We start from the raw sequence: 22970 nt of genomic DNA, 5'->3' as shown, positions 1-22970 counted from the left end.
TTGTTAAGTGATCTGGCGCGGGTTTGAACCCGTGCCGTTTTATAATGCCAGCATTCGCTGGCGTATCAATCAGTATGTCAGCGAATGCTGACGATATACAAAGGCACGGGTGAATACCCGCGCCAGTATTCCTTAGTTAGTTGTGGTTTTAGGGTTTACAATTTCCCACTCGTTGACATGCGTAGGGCTGTGTTCACGAGCAACGATAGCGTCGAACTGTCGGAGCAGTTCAGGGTGTTGGGCTGCCAGGTTGGTACTTTCGCTGACATCATTCCCCAAATCATACAGTTCCCACGAACCTGTCCGGTTCTTACGCACATTGGTTTTTACGCCTTTCCAATTGCCCATCCGAATGGCCAGTTGACCGCCCTTTTCGGGATATTCCCAGTATAGAAAAGCATGTTGTTTTTGGGAAGCCGTTTTCCCCAGTAACGTTGGCAAAAACGAAAGGCCATCGGTCGTGATGGGTTGCTTATACCCGATTAGCTCGGCGAGGGTAGCCAGCAGATCATATTGCACGGAAACATGGCCCGTAACCTGACCAGCCTTTATCTTTCCGGGCCAGCGAGCCAGCATCGGCTCCCGGATACCCCCTTCGTATACATCCATTTTCAAGCCTCTCAGGTTAGCGACACTATTGAAATAAGCAGCCTCTACGCCCCCATTGAACGTAGCCCCATTATCACTGGAGAACATGACAATCGTGTTTTCGTCAATTTTCAAGTCTTTCAGCAATTGCATCAACTGCCCAATCTGCTTATCCATATAGGTAATCATGCCTGCATAGGTGGCCCGTGGATACGGTGTTGAAGCATATCCCTGTTGGCCTAAATAGGGCCGATTGTCATCGAATTTCCCAATATACTCCTTAACGGCAGCTTCTGGTGCCTGTAACGAAACGTGCGGTACCGTGAAGGGCAGATACAGAAAAAATGGACGGTTTTTATTCTCGCGCACAAAGGCCTGCGCTTTCTGAGCCATTTTGTCAATAGCGTAGTCGTTGCCCCGATAATACGCAAAAGCTTCCGGCGTGGCGGTTTCGGGTGTCAGCTTTCGATGTACATCAATGACCGGATTATTCAGGCGATCGGGTTTGCCGTTTTCCCACAGGTGCGTGGGGTAGAAATTATGCGCCTGTTTCTGATCCAGGTAGCCGTAGAAATAATCGAACCCCTGCTCGTTCGGATTACCCGTGGTATTGGCCATTCCCATTCCCCACTTACCGATACAGGCCGTTTTGTAGCCCGACTGCTGGAGCATTCGGCCCACCGTAAACGCACCCGGATACAGCGGCATTTGTCCACCCTCCAACGAATCGGCAAAGCCACCCATTTCGTAATTTCCCCGTATGTACGAATGTCCGCCATGTTTGCCTGTCATCAGCATACAGCGAGCGGGGGCGCAAACGGGCATACTGGTATAGTGTTGCGTAAACCGCATGCCCTCACGAGCCAGCTGATCCAGGTATGGCGTTCTGATTTTCTGCTGGCCATAGCATCCCAACTCAGCGTAGCCCATATCATCGGCATAGATGTAGATGATATTTGGCCGAATAGGGGTTGCTTGTTGGGGTATAAAGGACGGGAATAGCCCTCCAGCCACGAATAGACCCAATACACTGAATACAATGAAACTTGGCTTCACGACAGTTAGGTAATAATTATGATTAGATTTTGTCATGCTGACGAAGGAAGCATCTTAAAGCTTCATACTATTTTTGTTAGGATACTTTAAGATGCTTCCTTCGTCAGCATGACAAAAAAAGACTCTGACACAACAACTGATTAATCATCCAATCTCTTTTACCAGCCGGGATTCTGCGAAAGCGTTGGCGTCAGATTGCGCTCTTTCTGTGGAATAGGCCAGAGATAATGCCGGGACGCATCAAAAACACGGTTAATACCTACCACCTGAACTGTGGCCAAAGCGCCACTGGCGTCTTTATAGGTAATGCCATAAATAGGCCCCGGAATTACCGTTGCAGCAGTTTTCCACCGACGAATATCGAAAAGATGCTGTCCTTCAAACGCTAATTCAACTGTTCTCTCCCGACGAACAATAGTCCGTAATTCAGCTTGTGTTGCGGTACTGCTGATCGATGGCTGTTTTACATCAGTACGGCCATTGCGAACCGTGTTGATGGCCGAGAGTACGCTCGCATCGATCTGATTCAACTCGATTTTGGCTTCAGCATAAGTCAGCAAAATTTCGGCGTAGCGCAACAGAATAATGTTGACTCCATTATTAGCCGGGTTAGCGTAATCCTCCGCGTTGACATATTTTTTGATGTTAAAGCCCGTCGTAGAAGCAATGTACGTATTCCCAACTGCGTCGGCAGTTCCACTGGTTGGCTCGGGTCGGAAAGTGATCCCACTTGGCAAAACATCGCCTGTCAGGAAAACCGAGAACTTAAGACGGGGATCGCGGTTCGCGTACGGATTGGCAGGATCATAGCCGCTGGTGGCATCGGTAATGAGCTTTCCAGCCGTTGTTTCATACATATCTACCAATGCTTTTGTGGGCACATAGGTACTCTGGGCACTTTTCTGGCTATAAGGTGCTAACAGGTTAAAGACATTGATGGGATAGGTGTCTTTAATGAACTGTCGATCCAACAGGACTTCCTTGTTGTTTTCGGCGGCCACAGTGAATAGCTTTTCATAGGTGTCATTCAGCCCATAGATGCCTAATTTCATGACCTGATCGGCGGCATCGGCAGCCTGTTGGTAACGGCCAGCCAGCAAATTAGCCCGCGCCCGTAAACCCAGAGCCGCTCCTTTCGTAAACCGGCCTTTGTCGGCAGCGGCATAGGTGGTAGGTAATAAGCCAGCAGCATCCGAAAGCTCTTTGTCGACAAAATCCCAGATCTGAGAAATGGGCGCGCGAGCCAACGCACGACTTTCGTCCAGCGAAATAGCCTTCGTCACCAGCGGTACATCGCCAAACAAACTGGCCAGTTTTACATACTGATAGGCCCGTAACGCCCGCGCTTCGCCTTTGAACTGATTGATCAGCGTTGTGTTGGTCGACGTTACTTTATCGATGTTTTCCACCAAATAATTGCAGGCCCGAATGCCCTTGTACGCTTTTGCCCATTCGCCAAAAACCTTGGCACTCGTAGCATCGTACTGGCCTAGTTCAACATAAGCCTGCACATCGAACGGCTGGTTGGTATGCGCAATATCGGTCATCGCATCCCAGCTAATGAGATTCGTACTGTCGAGATCCGTATAGAGCGAATTGGCCGCCAATCGGGCATCGTTCTCAGTTTTCCAGAATAGACTTTCCGATAGGCGATCGTTCGGAACGGTATCTAATAATTCCCGGTCGCAGGCGGTTAGCGTTACGCCAACGAGTGCGACACCAAACGCGAGTAAACTATAATTTATTCGTTTCATGAGTTTTCTGAGAGTAGGTGGATGGCGTTAGAATTGCAGGTTGAGTCCGAGCGTATACAGCGACGTTTGCGGGTAATAAACCGCCCGACCCGATCCAGCTTCCGGGTCCAGATTCCACTCATTCAACTTCGAGAAAGTAAGCACGTTCGTAGCCGACACGTAGGCTCGAATGCGATTCAGACGCACTTTAGACGCAATAGCCGATGGTAGCGAATAAGCCAACTGAATGTTTTTCAACCGAACATACGAGCCGTCGATAATCAGTCGGTCGGAGGTAGCTACATTCCGTAAATCAAACTTCAGGGGCCGGGGGAAGCGAGCGTCGGGATGGTCGGGCGTCCAGTAATTGTTGGTGTAAATCGAAGGCGTAAATCCTTCCTGATTGCCCATTTCGGCCAGTGCACCCGCCAAACGCGTAGCTACTTTGGCAGCTCCCTGAAACAGCAGGTTCAGTTCGAAATTCCGGTATGAGAAATTCGAGTTAAGACCAAACGTGAATTTAGGAAAGGTGTTCCCGATGTTCGTCATGTCATTCGCGTCGATCTTACCATCGCCGTTTGCATCAATGTATTTCACATCGCCCGGCTTCGTGTTGGCCGCATACGTAGCCTTGTAATTGGTGATCTGCTCCTGCGTCTGGAACAATCCGTCTGTTTTATAGCCCCACAATGTGTTGATCGGCAGGCCAACCGCAATGATATAGCGTGGATCAATATCCGACCCCAAGATGTAAGGGCCTGTACCTTTCAGATCGACAACTTTATTGCTATTGATGCTCAGGTTGCCTCCCAGATTATACTGAAAACCCGATGCACTTTTAGCTCCACGATAATTCAGACTAAACTCCCAGCCTTTGTTTTCTACCGAGCCTGCATTTTGGGGAGGAGCTACCAGACCAATAGTGGCCGGGATGTCGAGGTTCAGCAGAATATCGTTGGTCAATTTTCGGTAATAGTCGACGGTTAAATTCAGACGTCCGCGCAGAAATGACGCATCTAACCCTAAATCCAGTTGGGTGGTCGACTCCCAGCCCAGATCGGTATTGGCCAATGTCGTCTGCCGATACCCTTGCACAGCCGCTCCGTTGAAGTCGTACCCGCTGGACGCGAGTGCAGCATAATAACTGTACAGATTTACCGACTGGTTACCCGTTATCCCCCAGGAACCGCGCACTTTCAGTTCACTCACGGTTTGCTGAAGACTCTGCCAGAAATTTTCCTTCGAAATGCGCCAGCCTCCCGAGAACGACGGGAAGAAACTATACTGCTTGGCCCCTGTAAACTTGGATGAACCGTCGTAGCGTCCGTTTACCTCAACCAGGTATTTTCCGTTGTAATCATAATTCACCCGACCGAAATAAGACCGCAACCCATAAATAGCATCGCTACCAGAGTTGTTTTTCGTACCATCGTTTGCGCCCTGCCCAATCGACTGGATATCGTTGTTATAAAACCGTTCGCGGTAGGCGCTCAGGAAGGTTTGCGTATTCCCGATTTGAGAATAACCCAGGAGCGCCTTAAAGTTGTGGTCGCCAAATCGCCGTTCGTAGGTCAGCAAGTTGATCAATGTATACTCCCGCAACGTATTGCGCACTTCGGTCAGGGTGTTGTTCGCTACCGTCTTCGTGATGTTGGTGTTCTTGTCGGTGTTGACATACGAATTGGCGAAATTCTTTTCCTGCGTAAAAAAGCCCCGTCCCGCAATCTGCGTTGAGAATGTCAGCCCATCCGTAATCTCCCATTCGCCTTTGACATAACCCGCCAGATAATCCGTCGACCGTTTCGAATCGCCCCCAATTTCGGCGTACATCAACGGGTTGTTACCCTGTGTACTCAAGCCATACGTGCCATCGGCATATTTGGGCACGGCCCAAAGCGAACCATGCAGTAGAAAATTGATGGGATCGACGGTTGGCGCCTGCGAGTAGTTGTAGCGGTAGTTAATATCGCCACTGAGACGCAGTTTCGATGAAATCGTGTAGTCGGTATTCAGGCGAATTTCACCGATTTTGCTGCTATAATGGGTGATAATACCCGCCTGATCCTGATACCGCATACTTAATCGGGTGCGTATCGATTCATTGCCTCCCGACACCGCTATCGTATGATTTTGCTGCGGAGCTGCGTGCAATACGGTTTGGAACCATGTATTGGGCAAGGGGTATTTCTCGCGATCGGTGGCTGTAACATACGCCTGGATAGACTGCTCCGTAAAACGGGCGGGCAAAGCCGAACCTGCGTTGGTATAAGCAGCAACCTGCATCCGCATGTAGTCTTCAATGCCCATCATATGGGGCTTGTTAATCGAATTCTGGATGGCGTAATAGCCATTATATTCAACCTGTACTTTGCTGCCTTTCGCCCGTTTGGTTGTCACGAGCACAACCCCGTTTGTCGCCCTTGAGCCATAAATAGCTGTAGAAGCCGCATCTTTCAACACGCTAACGGTCTCAATATCATCCGGGTTAATATCCGACAGACGCTGCTCAATTCCATCAACAATCACGAGTGCATCGTTTTTGGTCATGTCATAACCGCCTGATCCATTGTTGGTACCGGCTGTGTTACCAATGCCATTGATATTGAAGGTGGTAATCCCACGAACTCGAATGGAGGTATTGGAACGACCGGGCGATCCACCCTGATCGAGTACCGTAACGCCGGGCAACTGCCCCTGCAACGACTGCTGGATGTTCGAGACTGGCCGTCGGGCAATCTCTTCGCCCCCGATTTGTGATACCGAATTGGTCAGGCTTTCGCGCTTTTGCGTACCGTAACCCACGACCACCACCTCATCGAGCTGTTTATTGTCGGTCACCAGCGACACGTCAAGACGGCTACGACCGTTTACAGGTACCTCTTTCGTCACAAACCCAATACCCGAAAAAACCAGAATGGCCGTGGCTGGTACGTCGAGCGTAAACTTGCCGTTAGCATCGGTAGTCGTCCCTTTCGTCGTATTCTTGATAACGACATTGACGCCGGGCAGGGTTTCACCAGATTCGCTTTTTACCGTACCTGTAACCGGCTGATCAACGGCTACTTTTGCATCTGTTTTAACCAGTTCGAGTCCTGAACCTGACGGCAGTTTCGCGGTCGACTCCAGTTGAGTACTTTGCTCCTGATTGAGGGTAGACTCCGAGTGCTGGTCGTCAAGAAAAGCTACTTTCTTCACCTTTTTATCGCCCAGAATCAGGTACGAATTGTCGTTTACTTTTTTGTAGCGCAACCCCAGCGGACGTAACAGGCTCTCCAGGTTTTTATCGAGCGTTGATTTGCTATTCAGAGCTTCGGGCGATACCGACAGGCCGTCTACCGTTCGCAACTCGAACATAATATTTACCCCATACTGATTTTTCAGGTCGTTGAGTACATCCTTAAGCTGGCGGCCGATTGCTTTGCTGGTTTCGGGTCGCTTTTGCTGAACATTGCTGGCCAGAACAACCGACTGCGACCAGCCGGGATGAAACCCAACCAGCAACAACATCGATAGCAGACTCACATTGGAGACGTTTCGTAAATGATTTGTCATAATAATGAATGAATTGATTGGTGATTGTCCATTTTCTGGACATGGTTAGGCGAGTAATTGGCGGATTTTTGATTCGTAGTGACCTGCCAGCATTCTATTGGCTGGCCTGGTAGAATAGTTGAGTAACTGCATTGAAGAGCGAAAAAACGAACTAGTATTGTTAATTGATCGACAAAGGTTGGTGTAGGCAATCTCTTTTCCAAGAGAAAATTAATTTTTTGACTATCAGCCTTTTACCTAATAGTCTATCGAGAATTACTGTTAGTCAATGTCAACTTGACGTGTAAAAAAGGCATTCCTATGAGCCTGAAGCGGTTAAGTCGCCTTAGCTATTTCTCCATGATTTGGACATGATTTCCCTGGCGAACCACGTTGATGTCTAACAGCTCTGAGATGGATAATAGAAGTTGATCGACATTGTCCGCCTGGAACGAACCCATCAGTATACGTTGCGCCAGTGCCTGATTTTTAATGTCGACCCGAAGCCCATAATTTTCTTCCAGCATATAGGCCACTTCTTCCAGAGTGGTTTCCTCAAATACAAATCGCTTTTCCTGACTAGCCGTAGGGAACTGCGACTGTTTGAACGTTTTCAACGCGATATGATTCTCAGGGTCGAGCGTAACGAAATCGCCGGGCTTCATCGTTACCTGTTTCGCGATTTTATTCTCCTGATAATGAAGCTGAACTTTTCCCTTATTCAGCACAACTCTGGCTCCTCGTTTTCGGGTAAAAACAGTAAACTCCGTACCCAATACAACTACGTCTAGTCCTTTGGCAGTCTTCACGACAAACGTCTGATCGTCAGCCGTGTGAGTAACTGAAAACTTGGCTTCACCAGCTAACAGGACTTCGCGGGTGGTACGCCCAAACCCCCAGCGGGGTACACGAAGGCTGGAGTTCGCATTCAGAATAACCTGGCTTCCATCGGCCAGCTTTATTGATCGCGTTTCGCCAAACGCTGTTGAATAGGTCTGGTAAATGAGCTTGTCGCGAAACAATAGGCCAGCCATACTGGCAATCAAGACAACAGACGCTGCCACTAACCAAAATGGCCGATTCCAGGGCCGCGACACAGCGTAAGTGACTGCCGTTTCACTGGACGGGTGTTCATGCGTATGCGGATTCGCAGCCAAAAACGCTGTGTATGCCTCAATACTCTGCTCCGTTTGCGCCAGATATTGCGGATGTCCACTCTCCCACTCTTCTAGCCACTCATAGTACTGTTCCTCATTCGCTTTGTCGCGAACCCACTGGGCTATCAGTTCGCGTTGAAGCGGAGAAACTTTCCGGGCGAAATGACTAAATATCAACTCTTTATTAATTTCTGATTCCATGGCGTGTAGCAGCTTGCTTATTGATGAGACAATTTCTGGAGAACGTTCTCCTAACCGACCGGCAGTTAATCAGACAGGCAGCCAATACCCGATTGTTATCAGCGTGAGTAACCAGTGGTCTTTCAGACCCTTCCGGACGGTGTTGAGTGCTTTGCTAATGTGGACTTCCACCGTTTTGATCGACAGCCCCAATTCGTTCGCAATGGTTTGGTATTTCTTTCCTTCAAACCGGCTCAGCAAAAAGACTTTACGGCATTGTGGCGAAAGCGATTCGACCATTTCTTCCACCCGATGCATTACTTCGTCGAACTGGACAATCTGGTCGGGGCGCTGGCCGGAGGCACTTTCCTGAACGTCGGCGGTTTCGATATCGTCCAGTTCCTGAAATTCTAATCGGAGGTAGTTGTAGGCTTCGTTACGAACACTACGAAACAAATAGTAGCGATACGACGACGTTACATTTTCGTAGGCCTTGGTTTTCCAGAACTTGCAAAAAACATCACTCACCAGATCTTCGGCCGTTTCTTTCGAATAGACGAACCGGATAGCATGGCTGCAAAGCGCCTGGTGATACCGGCGGAAGAGTAGTTCACACCCTTTTTGTGGGTTTTCGGCAAACGTCCGCCGAATGAACAGCTCCGTATCGTTGGCAATGGTTTTATCGTCTGTTGGCTCAACGGGTTCTCCGGCCGGACTCGGGGGTATCGAGTTAGCCGGAAAAGGCTGGTTTAAAGGATCAGTCAGTTGACGTACTTGCATAGCCTATTGGTAAATGACACCGTCTTTACATGGAGTTGGTCATTTACTAGGAAAGACAACTTTTCGCGAAAACCCCCTTAGTTGATTTTAATTATTTCTAAAATAAAGCCAAAAAGCATCAATAATCGACTTTCCGGCGGTTGACTTTCGTATCACCTTTCTGCTTTTTCTGGGCAATACGCTCTTCAATGGAGGCTTTTGAGGGCTTCGTGGCTTTTCGAGGTTTGGGAACTTCGAATGCTTTTTCAATCAGTCGATAAAACTTCTTTGTGACCTTCTCCTTGTTGGCCAGTTGCGTACGTTCGGTCTGGTGAGTCAGTACCAGTTCGCCCTCAGTAGTCAGTTTAGTCGCTAATTTTTCTTCCAGAATAGCCCGTTCGTCATCGGTAAGCAAAAGCGAATTCCGCACATCGAAACGCAATTCAGCCTTTGTCGCTACTTTATTCACATTCTGTCCACCTGCTCCCCCACTACGGGCAAACTGGTATTGCAATTCGGGTTGTAAACGGGTGGCATCCATACTTGATTAACCTGGCTTTTTACAGAAAACCTCTCTCCCACACAAACATTCAGGACGAGAGTCGGTTTTTTTTCAAAACTAACTCATTCGGTGTTATGGCTCACAACAGACGAGTCATTGACATGAATTCAACAGCAAAACTATAGATAGCCATGACACAAAACCAGCCAATAAATCCAGAACCTACGGTTGATATGGACGATACAACGGGAAGCAACGGAGGACCCGCCAGTGAACGATTTTCAGGAGAAGGCGACAATACAGAGGAGCAACAGGGCGATGATTACACGCATTCAGCAGCGTATAATAAATCCCGAAGTGATACGGCACGAATTGATGGCTCAGGTATTTCGGGGGGTACCGACGATACCGATTCAAGTCAGTCAGGCGGGCGTTCGCAATACTAATGGGGTGTCGGAAGGCAATTTATCAGTAAACAAACCGCCCTCAACTGGGTTATTTTAAGAATAGCAAACCAGTTGACTGGCAACTTTAGTGACGATGGGATCGAACAATCTGGAAGAGCAGGCGCTCAATAATACACTCAGTGCATTCCGCCATAATGGCCACATAGAAGCTATTTCGCCCGAACAGGGTATCAAATTGCTTGATAGCTGGCTTCAGGCGCTACAGGGTGATCCAAATATTGACCAGCTAAAAGGCCAGCTTGCTGAGCTTCGCACAGCACTCCAGGCAACTCCCCCCCGACGATCAGTACATTCGAGATTTGCTGCTAAGTTTAGCCGATAAAACGCAGGCTGTAGCCGAAGACGCCAACTCCGAAGGCACCTGGACGGGTGGTCTGGAGAGTTTGTCGAAAATTCTGCGGGATTTCGGCAGTAAATCCTAAGGGGGTGCCGTGTTTACGGGTCAATAAATCACTACTAAAAACTAATATTCACTACATAATCATGGAAGGAACCGGAACTACACTTGAACATCGAATGCTCAATGATACATTGGGCGCTTTGGGCGATGGTACGCATGCTACTCTTTCTGCCGAACAGGGCATATTACTACTTGAGGGCTGGTTAAACGCGCTTCCGGGCGATGTTGGGGCCGAGCGTATTCTTGCTGAAGTAGCCGCCCTGCGTGACCACCTGAAAACAGGCAACCCCGACGGCGAAAAAATTCGTCATTGGCTACTTAGCATGGCTAGTCATACGCTGGCACTCTCGCACGAACCATCGGTTGATGCGGCCACGGAAAGTCAACTGAAGCAACTGGCGACTGCGCTGCGTGCTTTCACTAACCAGATTTAATATGCTAACTCCCGAAGAATCCGCTGAACTCCTCGACTCGACCATGGACGTTCTGGAGAGCGATTTGACAACGGCTACCCCACAAAGTGGGCTAGGCATTATTGATCAGTGGCTTGCACTGCTCCGTCAGGCCGAAAACGCAAAGGACATTACCAATACGCTCGAACAAGTAAAAACGCAGCTGGAAAGTGATGAGATCAATTCTCCTGAGCTTATTCAGTTGTTCGATACGCTGGCTACACAAACAACTGAATTTAGCACTCGGGTAGGATCGGAAGGCGATATGGCTGTTCGGCTCGAAGCCGTAGCCTCAACGCTCCAATCGCTGGCCGGGCAGTTGGGAAATTCGTAAAGTTATCTGAACGTGATGTCAGCGGGGCCGCCCGCGCGGTGCTTACATCTAGTGTATATACACATCTTTTGAACCTGTTCGAAACTCCGTTAGGAGTGGCCTGTTAATAGAAAACACAGGATTAGATATAACCTTAAGCGCCGTAGGTGCGACCTAATGTTGTTCATATCGGTCGCACCTACGGCGCTTAAGGTTTCTAATAAGCAACAATATCTATTGACAGGACGCCCTTACAGGGCTGATTAGCCTGCTTTAGAGATGTGTATATACTCTAGATGCTTACATCTGACACCTTTAGGTTTTGAGAAACCTGAAACTTTGAACAAATTACGGTATCCGTTGATTCCAGTAAATCAACACGTTAAGCGTGGCACGGCCTGAGGCAATGACATCTAAATCTCCGTCGCCATCCAGATCGGCGGCTTGTAAATCTTCGCAGGCCATTCGAACGCTATCGTCGAGGGGATAGCCTTTCCAATTCTTGACTTCATCAGGTTTAAACAAGCGAATACCGACTTTTTTGTAGGCGTTTGGATTGCGCCAGCCCGCTATAATCTGATCGCTTCCCAGCCCTAAAAAGTCACCACACACCAAGGCATGCCCCTGGCTCATCATGTCGCTCAACACATCAATTTGTTTGTCGCCCCCCAGTTTCCGTGGTTTTCGAAGCGAATAGAATCCGCTTTCTACCTGAAGTAAATTCCCGTGCATCGGCTGGATAGTCACAATGCGTTTCCCATTATCCAAGCGTCTAATTTCGCCAATGCCCGCCACGTCGTTGGTCAATAAGGGCAATGAGTTACTCGCCGATTCATCATCAACAGATTGCCATTTCTTCTTCCGCCACTGGAAAATATTTCCCCCTTCTTTACTGGCCACAATCACCCCCGTTGCCGAACCATTATCGCCATCTTCCCAAATCTCGAAGTTGTGGGTTAAATGCATGGTCGAATCAACAAGGTACCGTTTCCAGGCAGCTTTGGGATTTTTTGGAAACTCATAGCCCCAAATCCGAACGCCCCTACCCTCTCCATTTTTGTTACCCAGACCATGCAGCGGTACCACAATCAGTTGGTAACTGTCTTTCCCAACTTTTGCCCAACGCATCCGGTGGGTAGTCACTTCGTGCGGCAACCGAACGGGTTCCCAGCGCTGAGTTGGGTCCTGTGGACGAATGAGGTAAAATACCGCGCCCGATTTGGTGCTATCATTGGTCTCGGCAGGATTCCACCCAGCGCCAACGGCCACTTCAACAAGCCCATCACCATCCAAGTCGCGGGCGGCAATACAGACATTGTCCTGCGGGGTCAAATTCGCAGCCATCACGTATCGCGGCCATTGACTGGTTTTATCGCCAGGATTTTTATACCAGACAATCTCTTTCTGATCGGCCAGCAGAATATCTGGCTTTTTATCACCATCAACATCACCAACAGCCATACCGTAGCCAATGCTGATCTGATTATCCACCACCTGAATTTTAAAATTCAGTGCAGCCAATTGCGTTGTATCAGTTTGTGCCAGTAGTGGCGAAACGGCCAACAGACAAAAGAATAAAGCATTTTTCATGGCAGTTAGTGGCTATTAAAACTTTTCTCCAGCAAGAAAATGAATCATAAAAATCTGTGTTCTATTATTCCAAACCAGCTTCTACCGACTTATACTCACTCGCTCCCCCAGTTGCATCACTTGGTACGGCGTGCCATACTGTTCGCAGGCATGTACAAAATCGGCTGGATCGGCTGTGTTGAATTCAAATAAATCGTAGTGATGCGGGATAACCAGTTTCGCACCAATCTCCCCGCCCAACCGAGCCGCTTCGTCGGGGTTGAGATTACCGGCTACTCGTCGCTCAGGTTTATTGCCATTGATAGGCAGGAATGCCACGTCTACCTCGAAAGGGCGCAATATATCAACCATGCCCTCATACCAGAGCGTATCGCCCGAATGGTAAATCTTGTAAGGCCTTTCGTGGCCCGGACCAATCTCAACAACAAAACCCATAAACTTGCAACGCCCTTCGGCATCGCGTTCTAATTCGTTATGGGCAGCCGGAACCCCGTGAATTACAAAGTCATCAACAAGAATTGTCTGTCCATCGGTTACGCCAACAGGCCAGGCCAAATCGGTTTTAAGTCGATCGGCAATGAATGTTCTATTGGCCTCAGGTATTATAAATTGCATCGTCGGATTAGCAGCCATAAGCGGCAACAGCGTTTCGGCATCCAGATGATCGGTATGGTTATGACTCGACGTTACTACATCGATCATATCTAATCGAGCTGGGTCGATCACAAGCTCTGAAATCCGTACGTGCGGCTTATCGGTATCGGCATATTTTCGACTTAGTGAGTCGGAGAGATACGGATCGAACAACAGATGCTTGCCTTGGTACTGAAGTAAAAAGCCACTTTGGCCAAGCCACCAAATGTGTAATACATCCTGTTGATTCCGAGCCGATTCGATATCGGCGATTAATACTTCGTTTTTTTGAAAAGCGGGTTTTAGCATAGTCGCATCACAGAAAAAAGTCCTATTTTAAACACAGAGATACAGAGCTCACAGAGCGATTAAATAGTTTATAGCTAATATCTTACACCTCTGTGTAGTCTGTGCCTCTGTGTTTAAATTCTTTGTGCTGGCTTTTGGCCACTAAATTCGCTCCAGTACCCAATCCAGCACGCGAGCGGGTAATAATCGGGGCAAAATCCAGCCCATAAACTTGCCGGGCACCAATGCATAACGAATACGAGGTCGGTCAGTTTCATAGATTTCGACCAGGCGCTCACCAAGGTAATCGATGGTGAAGCCTTTGCTTTCTGAGACTTCGACCTGTTTCAGAAAGCGCTGCATGGCCGGGTAATAGGGTGTGTTTTTATACGGACTCATATCCGTTCCTTTACCCCAAATCGGCGTTTTAACAGCTCCCGGTCCCACAATAATCACCTTGATTCCCAGTAAACTCAGTTCACGGCGCAAACTGTGCGACAAACCCTCGACCGCATGTTTAGACCCAACGTAAGCACCCATAAACGGAATGGCAACCTGCCCATTAACCGAACTGATATTCAGAATCCGCCCCGGCTGAACCGGGTGATTATCGCGAGCTCCTAACAGCGGCAGGAATGCCTGCGTAACCTGAATTAATCCGAGTACGTTGACCTCAAAATGTTGGCGAATGGTGGAAATTGGCTGATCTTGCAACGGTCCACCAATGGCCATACCCGCATTATTGATCAATCCACCAAGACCGCTACCAGCCAATTGAGTAGTAAGAAATTGAGCGGCTTTGGCAACAGCGTCCGCATCTGTTACATCAAAGAGTAAAGGGATGAAAGCTTCTCCAAACTCTAGCTTCAATCGATCGGCATCTTCCTGCGTCCGAACGCTTCCAAAAACAGTATAACCTCGTTGAAGAAAGTGCTTTGCGGCACCGTAGCCGATACCTGTTGAGACACCGGTAATCAGAATAGTTTTGGGAGCAGATTTCATTCTGTAAACATACCTATTCTCTACCTTAACAATCACCTATAGGTTAACGTTATGTTTTTTATAATGAGTGAATGAGGAAGTAAAGGAATGAGCGAATAACTTCGACTCGCCTATTCGCTCATTCACTCATTCATCAATTCACTCATTGAATTATGCAGGATATTGAACCCTTCTATGGCTGGGAGAAGTACTATAACGCATCGGAAGATGAGCGATCGCCGTTCCACGAACGGGAGTACAATATGCAGCAGTATGAAAATGATATTTATGGCTATTACATTCATCCGCTATGGGATGAAATAGGCTCAGAAACACTCTATTGCAAGATTCTATTTGCCAATTACGACCGGCAATTTGTAGTTATCGAACTGTTTGGCGAATGGAATGATACGCTGCATAACGATATTATGTACCTTAAACGTCAGGTAGTAGACCCGCTCGTACAGGAAGGAATCAAGTATTTCATTCTGATTAGTGAGAACATTCTCAATTTTCATGGCTCCGATGATAGCTACTATGAAGAGTGGTTTGAGGATGTAGAAGATGGCTGGATTGCGGCTATTCACTCGCCCGACTTCATCGAACGGGAATGGAAGAAATACCACCTCGACTATTACATCAATTTCGGTGGTACGCTCGACATTGCCAACTGGCGAACACTTAAACCAGCGGGCCTTTTTGAGTTAGTCAATAATTTGATTGTGAGAAGGCTTGGTTGAACTGAAAGAAAGGTCTGAAATGGATTTTGCTCTTTTTATCCTCCGTTTCGTCCCTTTACTCCCTCTGCCTCCCTTTCATCCAATTCTACACAGTTTTTCCCCCAATTTTCTCAACTTCACTCAAAATCCCACGAATAGATACAATGGAAAACAACGAAAAATCAAAAGCAGCCGCCGATGTTCAGGCAGCCAAAGCAACAACCGCCGAAAAACTCGAAGCCTTTAAAACCGAAGCCAGTCAACACCTGGACTCAGCCGCTACTCAACTCGACGAGTTGAAGGATAAGCTGGTAGCGCAGGCGCAGGAATTTGGGAAAGATATAGATGTTGATGGCCTTAAAGCGAAAGCAACCGAGCATTTCGAAGCGGCAAAAGCGTCTACTGCCGAGAATCTGGCCAATCTGCAAGCACAAGCCGAAACCGCGTTTGCCGCAGCCTCTGCCAAAGTCGATGAACTGTCAGATGTAGCCGAAGATAAGTTTGATGAAATGAAGGCCGAAGCGGCCGTACAACTAGCAGCGGCTCAAGTTAAACTAGACGAGCTAAAAGCTGAAGCCGCTCTTCAGATTGAAGTTGCCAAAGAAAAAGCCAAAGGCGTTTGGAACAGTTTTTTTGGCGAATAATTGAGCGTAGAATCAAAAAAAATAGCCGCCCGTTCGAAACGGGCGGCTATTTTTTTTGATTAACCGTGTTTTGGGCCACGTGGAGGACCTCCAGGGCCACCTGTACCACTTTGTGGGGGCGTGCCTGTTCCACTATGCGGTGGCGTATCTGTGCCACTGTGTGGTCCGGTAGCCGTACCACTATGTGGAGGCCCAGCCGGAGGGGTGCCTGTACCACTATGGGGTGGTGTGTTTGTACCACTGTGCGGGCCAGTAGCCGTACCACTGTGTGGCGGGGTGCCTGTACCACTATGCGGTCCGGTAGCCGTACCCGATGAGGTAGATGACGCACGAGCCGACGCAGTTGCGGCATCGGGCGTAAGGTCTGAACTCTTTGTACAGGCATATCCGCCCAGTAGTGTTGCTACCACGCAACCAGCCATAATTAATTTCTTCATCAGATTATCTGTTTAAGAGACTAAAAATCATTTTAGGTTTCAAAAAGCCATACGCTACTACTTAAAAAATCGTGGCAGCATTAATGAAATTTTAATCCCTTATTACTTAGAATTAATTTATTGATAATGAGCTTATTAATAATTAGTGCACTAAGTAATAATCCCTAATAGGGAAAAGAGTCATTCCAACCGCTCGATCGTGTATGGAATCATTGATTTAAAGACTAGATATTATGAATCGCTGGCCCCTCATACTGAGCTTATTAGTCATACTTAGCAACTGCCACTCCAACAATTCGATAACTCCTGTGTATGGCCAAGGATTATCAGGAAAATGGCTACTAGTCGAACAAGGGTATTCGCCGGGTGCTGGCTATATCATCGATAAAATTCCGGCAGCATCCCAACAAATACTGGTGTTTACGGATGATGGACGCGTACAGGCGCAGGGCGATAAGTTGAAGTCGTATCAATCCTATACTCAATTTCGCCTTGATACAACGAATCAAGTAGTCCTTATTCATTTCAGTCCCAGCACAACTGGTTATTCAGAACAGGTTTCTCTTAACAGCGGTACCCTGAAATTATACCAGCCCTGTGTCGAGGGTTGTCATTTAGGCTTTGTGCGAATCAAGTAGGTTCCCAGGGTGGCAAACAATACCAGCAGACAGCTACGTTACAAAATTGATTTCTAGTCAAAATCTCTACCTTTGTGCTCCGTTGCCCCCTTTTTATATCGTGGATTCTATTCGTGTATTTGCTCCCGCTACCGTTGCTAATGTAGCTTGCGGATTTGATATTTTTGGGTTTGCCGTTGATAACCCCGGCGACCAGATTACCCTTACGGCCAGCGATGAGCCAGGCGTCCGAATTATCGACATTATTGGTGACGAAGGACGTTTACCCCGCGAAGCAGGCCGCAATACGGCCAGTATTGCTATTCAAACCTACCTCAAACAGATTAACCGACTCGATGTAGGTTTAGATGTTATTCTGCATAAGCAAATGCCATTGGGTAGTGGTTTGGGCTCCAGTGCTGCCAGTGCCGTAGCGGGTGTTTTTGCCGCTAACGAGCTTCTGGGTCGCCCTTTGCCCATTATGAAATTACTGCCGTTTGCCATGGAAGGCGAACGAATTGCGTGCGGATCGGCCCATGCCGATAACGTGGGGCCGTCGTTGTTGGGTGGTTTTGTGGTGGTTCGGAGCTATCAGCCGCTCGATGTTATCCGTATCGATACACCAGCCAATTTGTTCTGTACGCTCGTTCATCCCGATATTGAGGTAAATACGAAAGACGCCCGGTTTATCCTTAAAAATGAAGTTTCGCTAAAAAATACCATCACCCAGATGGGCAACGTAGCGGGCCTGATCGCCGGTTTAATGACCCCCGATTATGATCTGATCAGCCGTTCGCTTGTTGACGTGATTATCGAGCCAGTACGTTCGATTTTGATTCCAGAATTTAATGAAGCCAAACAGGCAGCTTTGGATAATGGCGCGCTGGGATGTAGTATTTCGGGTTCAGGTCCATCCATGTTTGCCTTGTGTCGCGATGCTCAAACCGCCGAACAGGTTGGTGCCGCTATGCAGCAGGCCTTTTTATCCGTAGGCATCACCAGCGAAGCCTACGTTTCCCAAATCAATAAGCAAGGACCGAAAATACTTTGATTATTCTCGCCAGTACTGTGATGTCGGCTATAAGCATCTAGAGTGTATACACATCTCTAACACAGGTTAATCAGCCCTGTAAGGGCGTCCTGTCAATAGATATTGTCGTTGATTAAGAGCCCTAAGCGCCGTAGGTGCGACCTAATTATTGATATATGGGTCGCACCTACGGCGCTTGAGATTATGAACACTCCTCTGTTTTCTATTAACAGGTCACTCCTAACGGAGTTTCAAACAGGACCCAAAGATGTTTATATACTTTGGATGTAAGCGTCTGACACCACAATCATTCTTCACTTTTACAACAACTCCCAACTCAACTGCCAGCCTTCCAGCCTCGATGGAAGCGTAACACCGGGTTGTTTAGGTTGCTCAGTCGCCACTAATCTGATAGAAATTTTCTCCTGTGTTTGAGCGGTAGTTAACTGGTCAGTGCGGAGAAAAACCCGTTTTGAACCCGCGTCAATGATTTCGATATGTGCCTGAATCATATCGCCAACCGCAAATGTTCGCCCATTCAACGTAACCGGCTGCACCACCTGAAACAGGCATAATTTCCCTTCAGTTAATGAACCCTCACTCAGGCTACGCGTTACTAACCGAATTGCGGAAGACGCTATTGGTTCAACTGACTTCGTCTGCGCAATGGTCGGTGTCGGTGCAGATGCAGACTTTTCTGGGCTAATTTCTTCCTCGGTTTCCTCATCATCGAGTAACACGACGGTCGTTGTTGAGTCCGTAACAAAGGTTATTCCTTTTTCTAAAGCCTGCTCATCAACACCCATACTATTTAGAGTAGCTCTGGCTGCATCGCGCTCATCCATATCAAACGAAGCCAATATGGCAGCCCGTTCGGTAGCGGCAACGAGGTTAGTACCCTCACTTAATGCTTCCAGATTTCGAGCGCTTAAACGGTCACTATAAATTCTGGGTCGGGTTAGCAGCTCTTTAATAGCAACCGTCTGAAATAGATAGGCTTTCGTTTCGGCCGCCCGGTACGGCAATGCCATTGGGTGCATATCGGGATGTCGGCGTGTAAGCTGCTGAATGTAATTAGGGCCAGCATTATAAGCCGTTGCAACCAGCATCCAGGAGCCCAATTGCTCGTAGAGTTCGTTGATGTACTTACAGGCAGCATGGGTTGCTTTCAGCAGATTGAAACGTTCATCGTGCCGATGCGATACGCTCAATCCAAGCGATTGGGCCGTTCCCGGCATCAGTTGCCAGAAACCAGCCGCCCCCTTCCGCGAAACAGCCCGATTGGTAACAGCACTTTCGAGTAGCGGCAAATATTTAAAATCCATTGGAATCTGATACTGCTTCAGAATCGGCTCGATGATCGGGAAGACAACTGAGGCCCGACGTTTCAGTATAGCCAGATCGGCCGCTAAAGCTGCTTGTTGATTAAGGGTTCGGGTCCATCGTTCAACAATAGCCGGATGGTTTGTGGGTATGTTCTCGCCACAGAAATGAACGGGGCTTTCTTCCAATGTAGCCGAAACCAGCCGATTGGTTATTGCCTTAACAGGAGCCGCAACGTTTAGTGCGATCAGTTGGCTGGTTTGGGCAACCGCCGAGGAGAGGTAGAGGAAGGAACAGCCGAATCCAGCCGACACTATCAGGAATAGTTTCGTCATTAACAGTAATGGGTTACGGTGGGTACGCTACTACGCCATCCTGATGGAATGGCACTCGATACTCAGCGGCTTCACACTTCTGTTCTGACTCTACTGTACTAATCTAACAGCCGCACTATAAAATTCTTTAATGAGTTGTGCTTCACTATTTTTACTAAGCGACCATTCTGATAAATATAATCATCTTCCCGGTCACTTACCGTAGCGTGGTATGTTCCGGCTGCGGTTTTATTGAAGGTGAAATAGTCGCCAAAATACTCGGCATAAACCTTGTTTCGCCCTACTGGTTCGTAAAAGTACAAAAGAGAACTTGAAAAATCAATATTTTGCGTTTCGGTCGTCTGTCGCTTATACTTATACTGGTCGGCCACGATATCGTAATGGTCTCCTTTCCACTCTGTTTTCGATGTATACTCGCCCCGGTTTGTGCGCACATCTACCGTTGAAAACATCAACTTTTTCCCTTCAAATCGGTTGATAACCTTGTAATAAATCTTCACCGTATAAACCAGCAAATTCACCTTTACATCGCTGATAAGCGTATAGATCGTTTGGTTATCGGGTTGTGACTGACGCACGGCAGTCATCGTCCCAACGCGAATTCCGGCAATTTCAATTGCATAATGATGCGTTTCGGCAGGCGGAGTATCTGCGGTTGTTTGCGCCAGTGTGCAAAAGCTGTAAACACAAAAAAATAATATCAATAATGATTTCTTCACGTACCCAAATGAGTTGTTTGGCTAGCGCACAACAAGGTTCGGCCTTTTGCACGTTTATAGCTTGAATTGGCAAGTTAGTAGTCAATCACAAAATTTTCCTATGCTTACCCGCTTATTGTTTATTGCTGCGTTTAGTTTGCGGCTCCTAGTTGCTTCTGGTCAATCCACCGATCGCTATACAATTATTCCCCGTCCGGTGCAGCTTGAACCCCGCGCCGGAGAATTTCTTGTCAGTCAGCACACAATGGTTATGGTGCCGTTTGCGCAAGCCGATCTAAAAGCCATTGCCGAGTCGTTTGTCAATCAGATCAAGCTCAGTAGCGGCATGAGTCTTAGCCTCCGAACGCTGGACAAAACACCCGTATCAGGCGCAAATGCAGGCGCAAACCTGATTCAGTTCCTTCCCTTACGCGATACAACGATGGGCGATGAAGGTTATCACCTTACAGTAACTCCTCAGTTGATAACCATTGAAGCCGCCGAACCCAAAGGATTCTTTTACGCGGTTCAGACGCTCTATCAGCTATTGCCTCCGTCGGTTCTGGGCAAGGAGCACGGAGCTGGGAGCATGGGATCTCTAGTTGGCCCTGCCTCGCGCTCTGCACTCCCTGCCTTACTCGTTCCCGCCTGCCGGATTCAGGATAAACCGCGCTATGTTTATCGAGGTATGAATCTGGACGTGAGCCGCCATTTTTTTTCGGTAGCCTTCATCAAGAAATATCTTGACCTGATGGCGCTTCACAAATTCAACAATTTCCACTGGCACCTGACCGATGATCAGGGATGGCGCATCGAAATCAAAAAATATCCGAAACTAACCCAGATCGGCTCCCGCCGACGTGAGACTCTTGTGGGTCATTACGACGATTTCGATCCGCAAGTGTTTGACGGCAAACCCTATAACGACTTTTATACCCAGGATGAAATTCGTGAGGTTATTCGTTACGCAGCCACAAAATACATTAATGTCATACCCGAAATCGAACTACCTGGTCATGCGTTGGCAGCCTTAGCATCTTATCCTGAACTGGCTTGTACAACGGGGCCGTATCAGGTAGCAACCAAATGGGGCGTGTTCGACGATGTCTTCTGCCCAACCGAAAAGACGTTTACATTTTTGCAGGATGTGCTAACCGAGGTGATCGAGCTGTTTCCGAGCAAGTACATTCATATTGGTGGAGACGAATGCCCGAAGACCGTCTGGCACCGAAGTGCATTTTGCCAACAACTCATGAAGCGACTGAAGCTTAAAAATGAAAATCAGCTTCAGAGTTATATCATCACCCGAATCGATAAGTTCGTGACATCCAAAGGACGCCGAATTATTGGTTGGGATGAGATTTTGCAGGGTGGCTTGTCGCCCAATGCCACCGTTATGAGTTGGCGTGGCATTAACGGTGGCATACAGGCGGCCAAACTGCACCACGATGTCATTATGACGCCGGGTCAGTTCTGTTATTTGAATTTTTATCAAGGCGATTTTTCGCAGGAACCAGTTGCTTTCGGCGGCTCGCTACCCATCGATAAAGTGTATTCGTATGATCCGACACCCGCTGGCCTGTTGCCCACGGAGGCAAAATACATTCTGGGGGCACAGGGAAACGTTTGGACGGAATACATTGCAACACCCGATCAGGCCGAATACATGATATGGCCCCGTGCGGCTGCTATGGCCGAGGTCGTCTGGACCCCTCTAGCTCAGAAAGATTATAATGACTTTGCCCGCCGATTGCCAACGCACTTCGAACGGTTATCGCACCTGAACGTGAACTACGCCCGTACGTTTTACGATGCCCAATTCTCGGCTAAACCAACGTCGGAGGGTCACGTAGAAGTAACGCTGGCTCCGAATATTCTATCGCCCGACATTCGTTATACGCTGGATGGCAGCATTCCATCTGGTGAATCAGCCCGCTACGAGAAACCAATCCTGCTTACCCGGTCGGCCACAGTCCGAACCGCTACATTTCAGAACGGAAAGCCGTTGAGCCAACTGGCGAAACTAGAAAAGGACTATCTGGTATCGAAAGCCACTGGCAAATCGTATACACTGCTGAACGCACCGACCAGCGGCAGGCCCGACTCCAATTATAACTTAACCGACGGAACAACCGGCGGCATTGGGGGGTACGAGATTTCGGGAGTTGTTGCGTTCAGAAATGACCTGAATGCTGTGATTGATCTTGGCAAACTGGAGCCGGTGGAAAGCGTTCGGATTGGCTTCCTGAAATATACAGCGAAGAATATATGCCTTCCCAAACAGGTCGAAATATCCGTTTCGGAAGATGGCAAAGTCTTTAAACCCGCCCTGACCGCCCGAACCAATGCCGCCGAAAGTGGCAAACGAGCCATTGTCCGGCTTCCATTCGACTTCACCACGACCCACGCCCGCTACATTCGGATCATTGCCAGAAATGTGGGTAAGGTTCCAGTGGGGTTGCGTTACCCAGGAAAGGCAGCTCAATTAGGAATCGATGAGATTGAAGTGAGGTAGTTTATAGTAACCGAATTTGCCT

The 22970-nt window shown here is 48.1% G+C and carries 22 protein-coding genes; 10 read left to right on the top strand and 12 right to left on the bottom strand.

Annotation, left to right across the window (positions count from 1 at the left end):
* Nucleotides 1-132: 132 nt before the first annotated feature.
* The 6 genes from H3H32_RS35285 to arfB all read right to left on the bottom strand — a co-directional run bounded on the left by H3H32_RS35285 (nucleotide 133) and on the right by arfB (nucleotide 9545).
* Nucleotides 133-1644 carry an arylsulfatase gene (locus H3H32_RS35285; protein WP_374191799.1) on the bottom strand — a complete coding sequence of 504 codons (1512 nt, stop codon included), beginning with the start codon at nucleotides 1642-1644 and terminating at the stop codon, nucleotides 133-135.
* Between the two features lie 158 nt (nucleotides 1645-1802).
* Complete coding sequence (locus H3H32_RS35280; protein WP_182460372.1) at nucleotides 1803-3398, bottom strand: RagB/SusD family nutrient uptake outer membrane protein; 1596 nt, start codon at nucleotides 3396-3398, stop codon at nucleotides 1803-1805.
* Nucleotides 3399-3425: 27 nt separating this feature from the next.
* Nucleotides 3426-6929 (bottom strand): SusC/RagA family TonB-linked outer membrane protein, encoded by a 3504-nt coding sequence (locus H3H32_RS35275; protein ID WP_182460371.1) that lies wholly within the window; start codon nucleotides 6927-6929, stop codon nucleotides 3426-3428.
* Between the two features lie 329 nt (nucleotides 6930-7258).
* The gene (locus tag H3H32_RS35270; protein ID WP_182460370.1) at nucleotides 7259-8266 is read right to left on the bottom strand and encodes a FecR family protein; all 1008 of its coding nucleotides are present in this window, start codon (nucleotides 8264-8266) and stop codon (nucleotides 7259-7261) included.
* Nucleotides 8267-8335: 69 nt separating this feature from the next.
* The gene (locus H3H32_RS35265; protein ID WP_182460369.1) at nucleotides 8336-9025 is read right to left on the bottom strand and encodes an RNA polymerase sigma-70 factor; all 690 of its coding nucleotides are present in this window, start codon (nucleotides 9023-9025) and stop codon (nucleotides 8336-8338) included.
* 118 nt (nucleotides 9026-9143) lie between these two features.
* On the bottom strand, nucleotides 9144-9545 hold the full coding sequence (arfB, locus tag H3H32_RS35260) for an alternative ribosome rescue aminoacyl-tRNA hydrolase ArfB (RefSeq protein ID WP_182460368.1): 402 nt from the start codon (nucleotides 9543-9545) through the stop codon (nucleotides 9144-9146).
* 152 nt (nucleotides 9546-9697) lie between these two features.
* On the opposite strand from arfB, the gene H3H32_RS35255 reads away from it, so the two are divergent.
* The 5 genes from H3H32_RS35255 to H3H32_RS35240 all read left to right on the top strand — a co-directional run bounded on the left by H3H32_RS35255 (nucleotide 9698) and on the right by H3H32_RS35240 (nucleotide 11159).
* On the top strand, nucleotides 9698-9952 hold the full coding sequence (locus H3H32_RS35255) for a hypothetical protein (protein ID WP_182460367.1): 255 nt from the start codon (nucleotides 9698-9700) through the stop codon (nucleotides 9950-9952).
* 94 nt (nucleotides 9953-10046) lie between these two features.
* Nucleotides 10047-10295 carry a hypothetical protein gene (locus H3H32_RS35250; RefSeq protein WP_240543588.1) on the top strand — a complete coding sequence of 83 codons (249 nt, stop codon included), beginning with the start codon at nucleotides 10047-10049 and terminating at the stop codon, nucleotides 10293-10295.
* Entirely contained in the window at nucleotides 10273-10395 is a 123-nt protein-coding gene (locus H3H32_RS37950; protein WP_256432933.1) for a hypothetical protein, read from the top strand. Before H3H32_RS35250 ends, H3H32_RS37950 begins: the two co-directional genes overlap by 23 nt.
* A gap of 61 nt (nucleotides 10396-10456) precedes the next feature.
* The gene (locus H3H32_RS35245; protein ID WP_182460366.1) at nucleotides 10457-10807 is read left to right on the top strand and encodes a hypothetical protein; all 351 of its coding nucleotides are present in this window, start codon (nucleotides 10457-10459) and stop codon (nucleotides 10805-10807) included.
* 1 nt (nucleotide 10808) lies between these two features.
* The gene (locus H3H32_RS35240) at nucleotides 10809-11159 is read left to right on the top strand and encodes a hypothetical protein (protein ID WP_182460365.1); all 351 of its coding nucleotides are present in this window, start codon (nucleotides 10809-10811) and stop codon (nucleotides 11157-11159) included.
* Nucleotides 11160-11486: 327 nt separating this feature from the next.
* Here the strand turns inward: H3H32_RS35240 and H3H32_RS35235 are convergent, their stop codons facing one another.
* From H3H32_RS35235 to H3H32_RS35225, 3 genes are all read right to left on the bottom strand, one after another.
* A complete protein-coding gene (locus H3H32_RS35235) occupies nucleotides 11487-12728 on the bottom strand; it encodes an FG-GAP repeat domain-containing protein (protein ID WP_182460364.1) in 1242 nt (413 codons plus the stop codon).
* 81 nt (nucleotides 12729-12809) lie between these two features.
* Nucleotides 12810-13670: an MBL fold metallo-hydrolase gene (locus H3H32_RS35230; RefSeq protein ID WP_182460363.1), complete on the bottom strand. Its 861-nt coding sequence runs from the start codon at nucleotides 13668-13670 to the stop codon at nucleotides 12810-12812.
* 141 nt (nucleotides 13671-13811) lie between these two features.
* A complete protein-coding gene (locus H3H32_RS35225; protein ID WP_182460362.1) occupies nucleotides 13812-14651 on the bottom strand; it encodes an SDR family NAD(P)-dependent oxidoreductase in 840 nt (279 codons plus the stop codon).
* 152 nt (nucleotides 14652-14803) lie between these two features.
* Between H3H32_RS35225 and H3H32_RS35220 the strand changes: the two genes are divergently transcribed.
* On the top strand, nucleotides 14804-15370 hold the full coding sequence (locus H3H32_RS35220) for a hypothetical protein (protein WP_182460361.1): 567 nt from the start codon (nucleotides 14804-14806) through the stop codon (nucleotides 15368-15370).
* Nucleotides 15371-15513: 143 nt separating this feature from the next.
* Nucleotides 15514-15993 (top strand): hypothetical protein, encoded by a 480-nt coding sequence (locus tag H3H32_RS35215; RefSeq protein ID WP_182460360.1) that lies wholly within the window; start codon nucleotides 15514-15516, stop codon nucleotides 15991-15993.
* Between the two features lie 59 nt (nucleotides 15994-16052).
* Here H3H32_RS35215 and H3H32_RS35210 read toward each other — a convergent pair whose 3' ends face one another.
* On the bottom strand, nucleotides 16053-16430 hold the full coding sequence (locus H3H32_RS35210) for a hypothetical protein (protein WP_182460359.1): 378 nt from the start codon (nucleotides 16428-16430) through the stop codon (nucleotides 16053-16055).
* 233 nt (nucleotides 16431-16663) lie between these two features.
* Between H3H32_RS35210 and H3H32_RS35205 the strand changes: the two genes are divergently transcribed.
* Complete coding sequence (locus tag H3H32_RS35205; protein WP_182460358.1) at nucleotides 16664-17068, top strand: hypothetical protein; 405 nt, start codon at nucleotides 16664-16666, stop codon at nucleotides 17066-17068.
* 100 nt (nucleotides 17069-17168) lie between these two features.
* Nucleotides 17169-18098: a homoserine kinase gene (locus H3H32_RS35200; protein ID WP_182460357.1), complete on the top strand. Its 930-nt coding sequence runs from the start codon at nucleotides 17169-17171 to the stop codon at nucleotides 18096-18098.
* Nucleotides 18099-18397: 299 nt separating this feature from the next.
* Here the strand turns inward: H3H32_RS35200 and H3H32_RS35195 are convergent, their stop codons facing one another.
* Together H3H32_RS35195 and H3H32_RS35190 are read right to left on the bottom strand one after the other, a co-directional pair.
* A complete protein-coding gene (locus H3H32_RS35195) occupies nucleotides 18398-19735 on the bottom strand; it encodes a lytic transglycosylase domain-containing protein (RefSeq protein WP_182460356.1) in 1338 nt (445 codons plus the stop codon).
* A gap of 98 nt (nucleotides 19736-19833) precedes the next feature.
* On the bottom strand, nucleotides 19834-20454 hold the full coding sequence (locus H3H32_RS35190) for a DUF6134 family protein (RefSeq protein WP_240543587.1): 621 nt from the start codon (nucleotides 20452-20454) through the stop codon (nucleotides 19834-19836).
* A gap of 100 nt (nucleotides 20455-20554) precedes the next feature.
* Here H3H32_RS35190 and H3H32_RS35185 point away from each other — a divergent pair, with 100 nt between their 5' ends.
* On the top strand, nucleotides 20555-22948 hold the full coding sequence (locus H3H32_RS35185) for a glycoside hydrolase family 20 protein (protein WP_182460355.1): 2394 nt from the start codon (nucleotides 20555-20557) through the stop codon (nucleotides 22946-22948).
* Nucleotides 22949-22970 lie beyond the last annotated feature (22 nt).

The sequence above is a fragment of the Spirosoma foliorum genome (assembly GCF_014117325.1).
In the GTDB taxonomy this organism is placed as follows: domain Bacteria; phylum Bacteroidota; class Bacteroidia; order Cytophagales; family Spirosomataceae; genus Spirosoma; species Spirosoma foliorum.
This window is presented reverse-complemented; position numbering and strand designations above follow the sequence as displayed.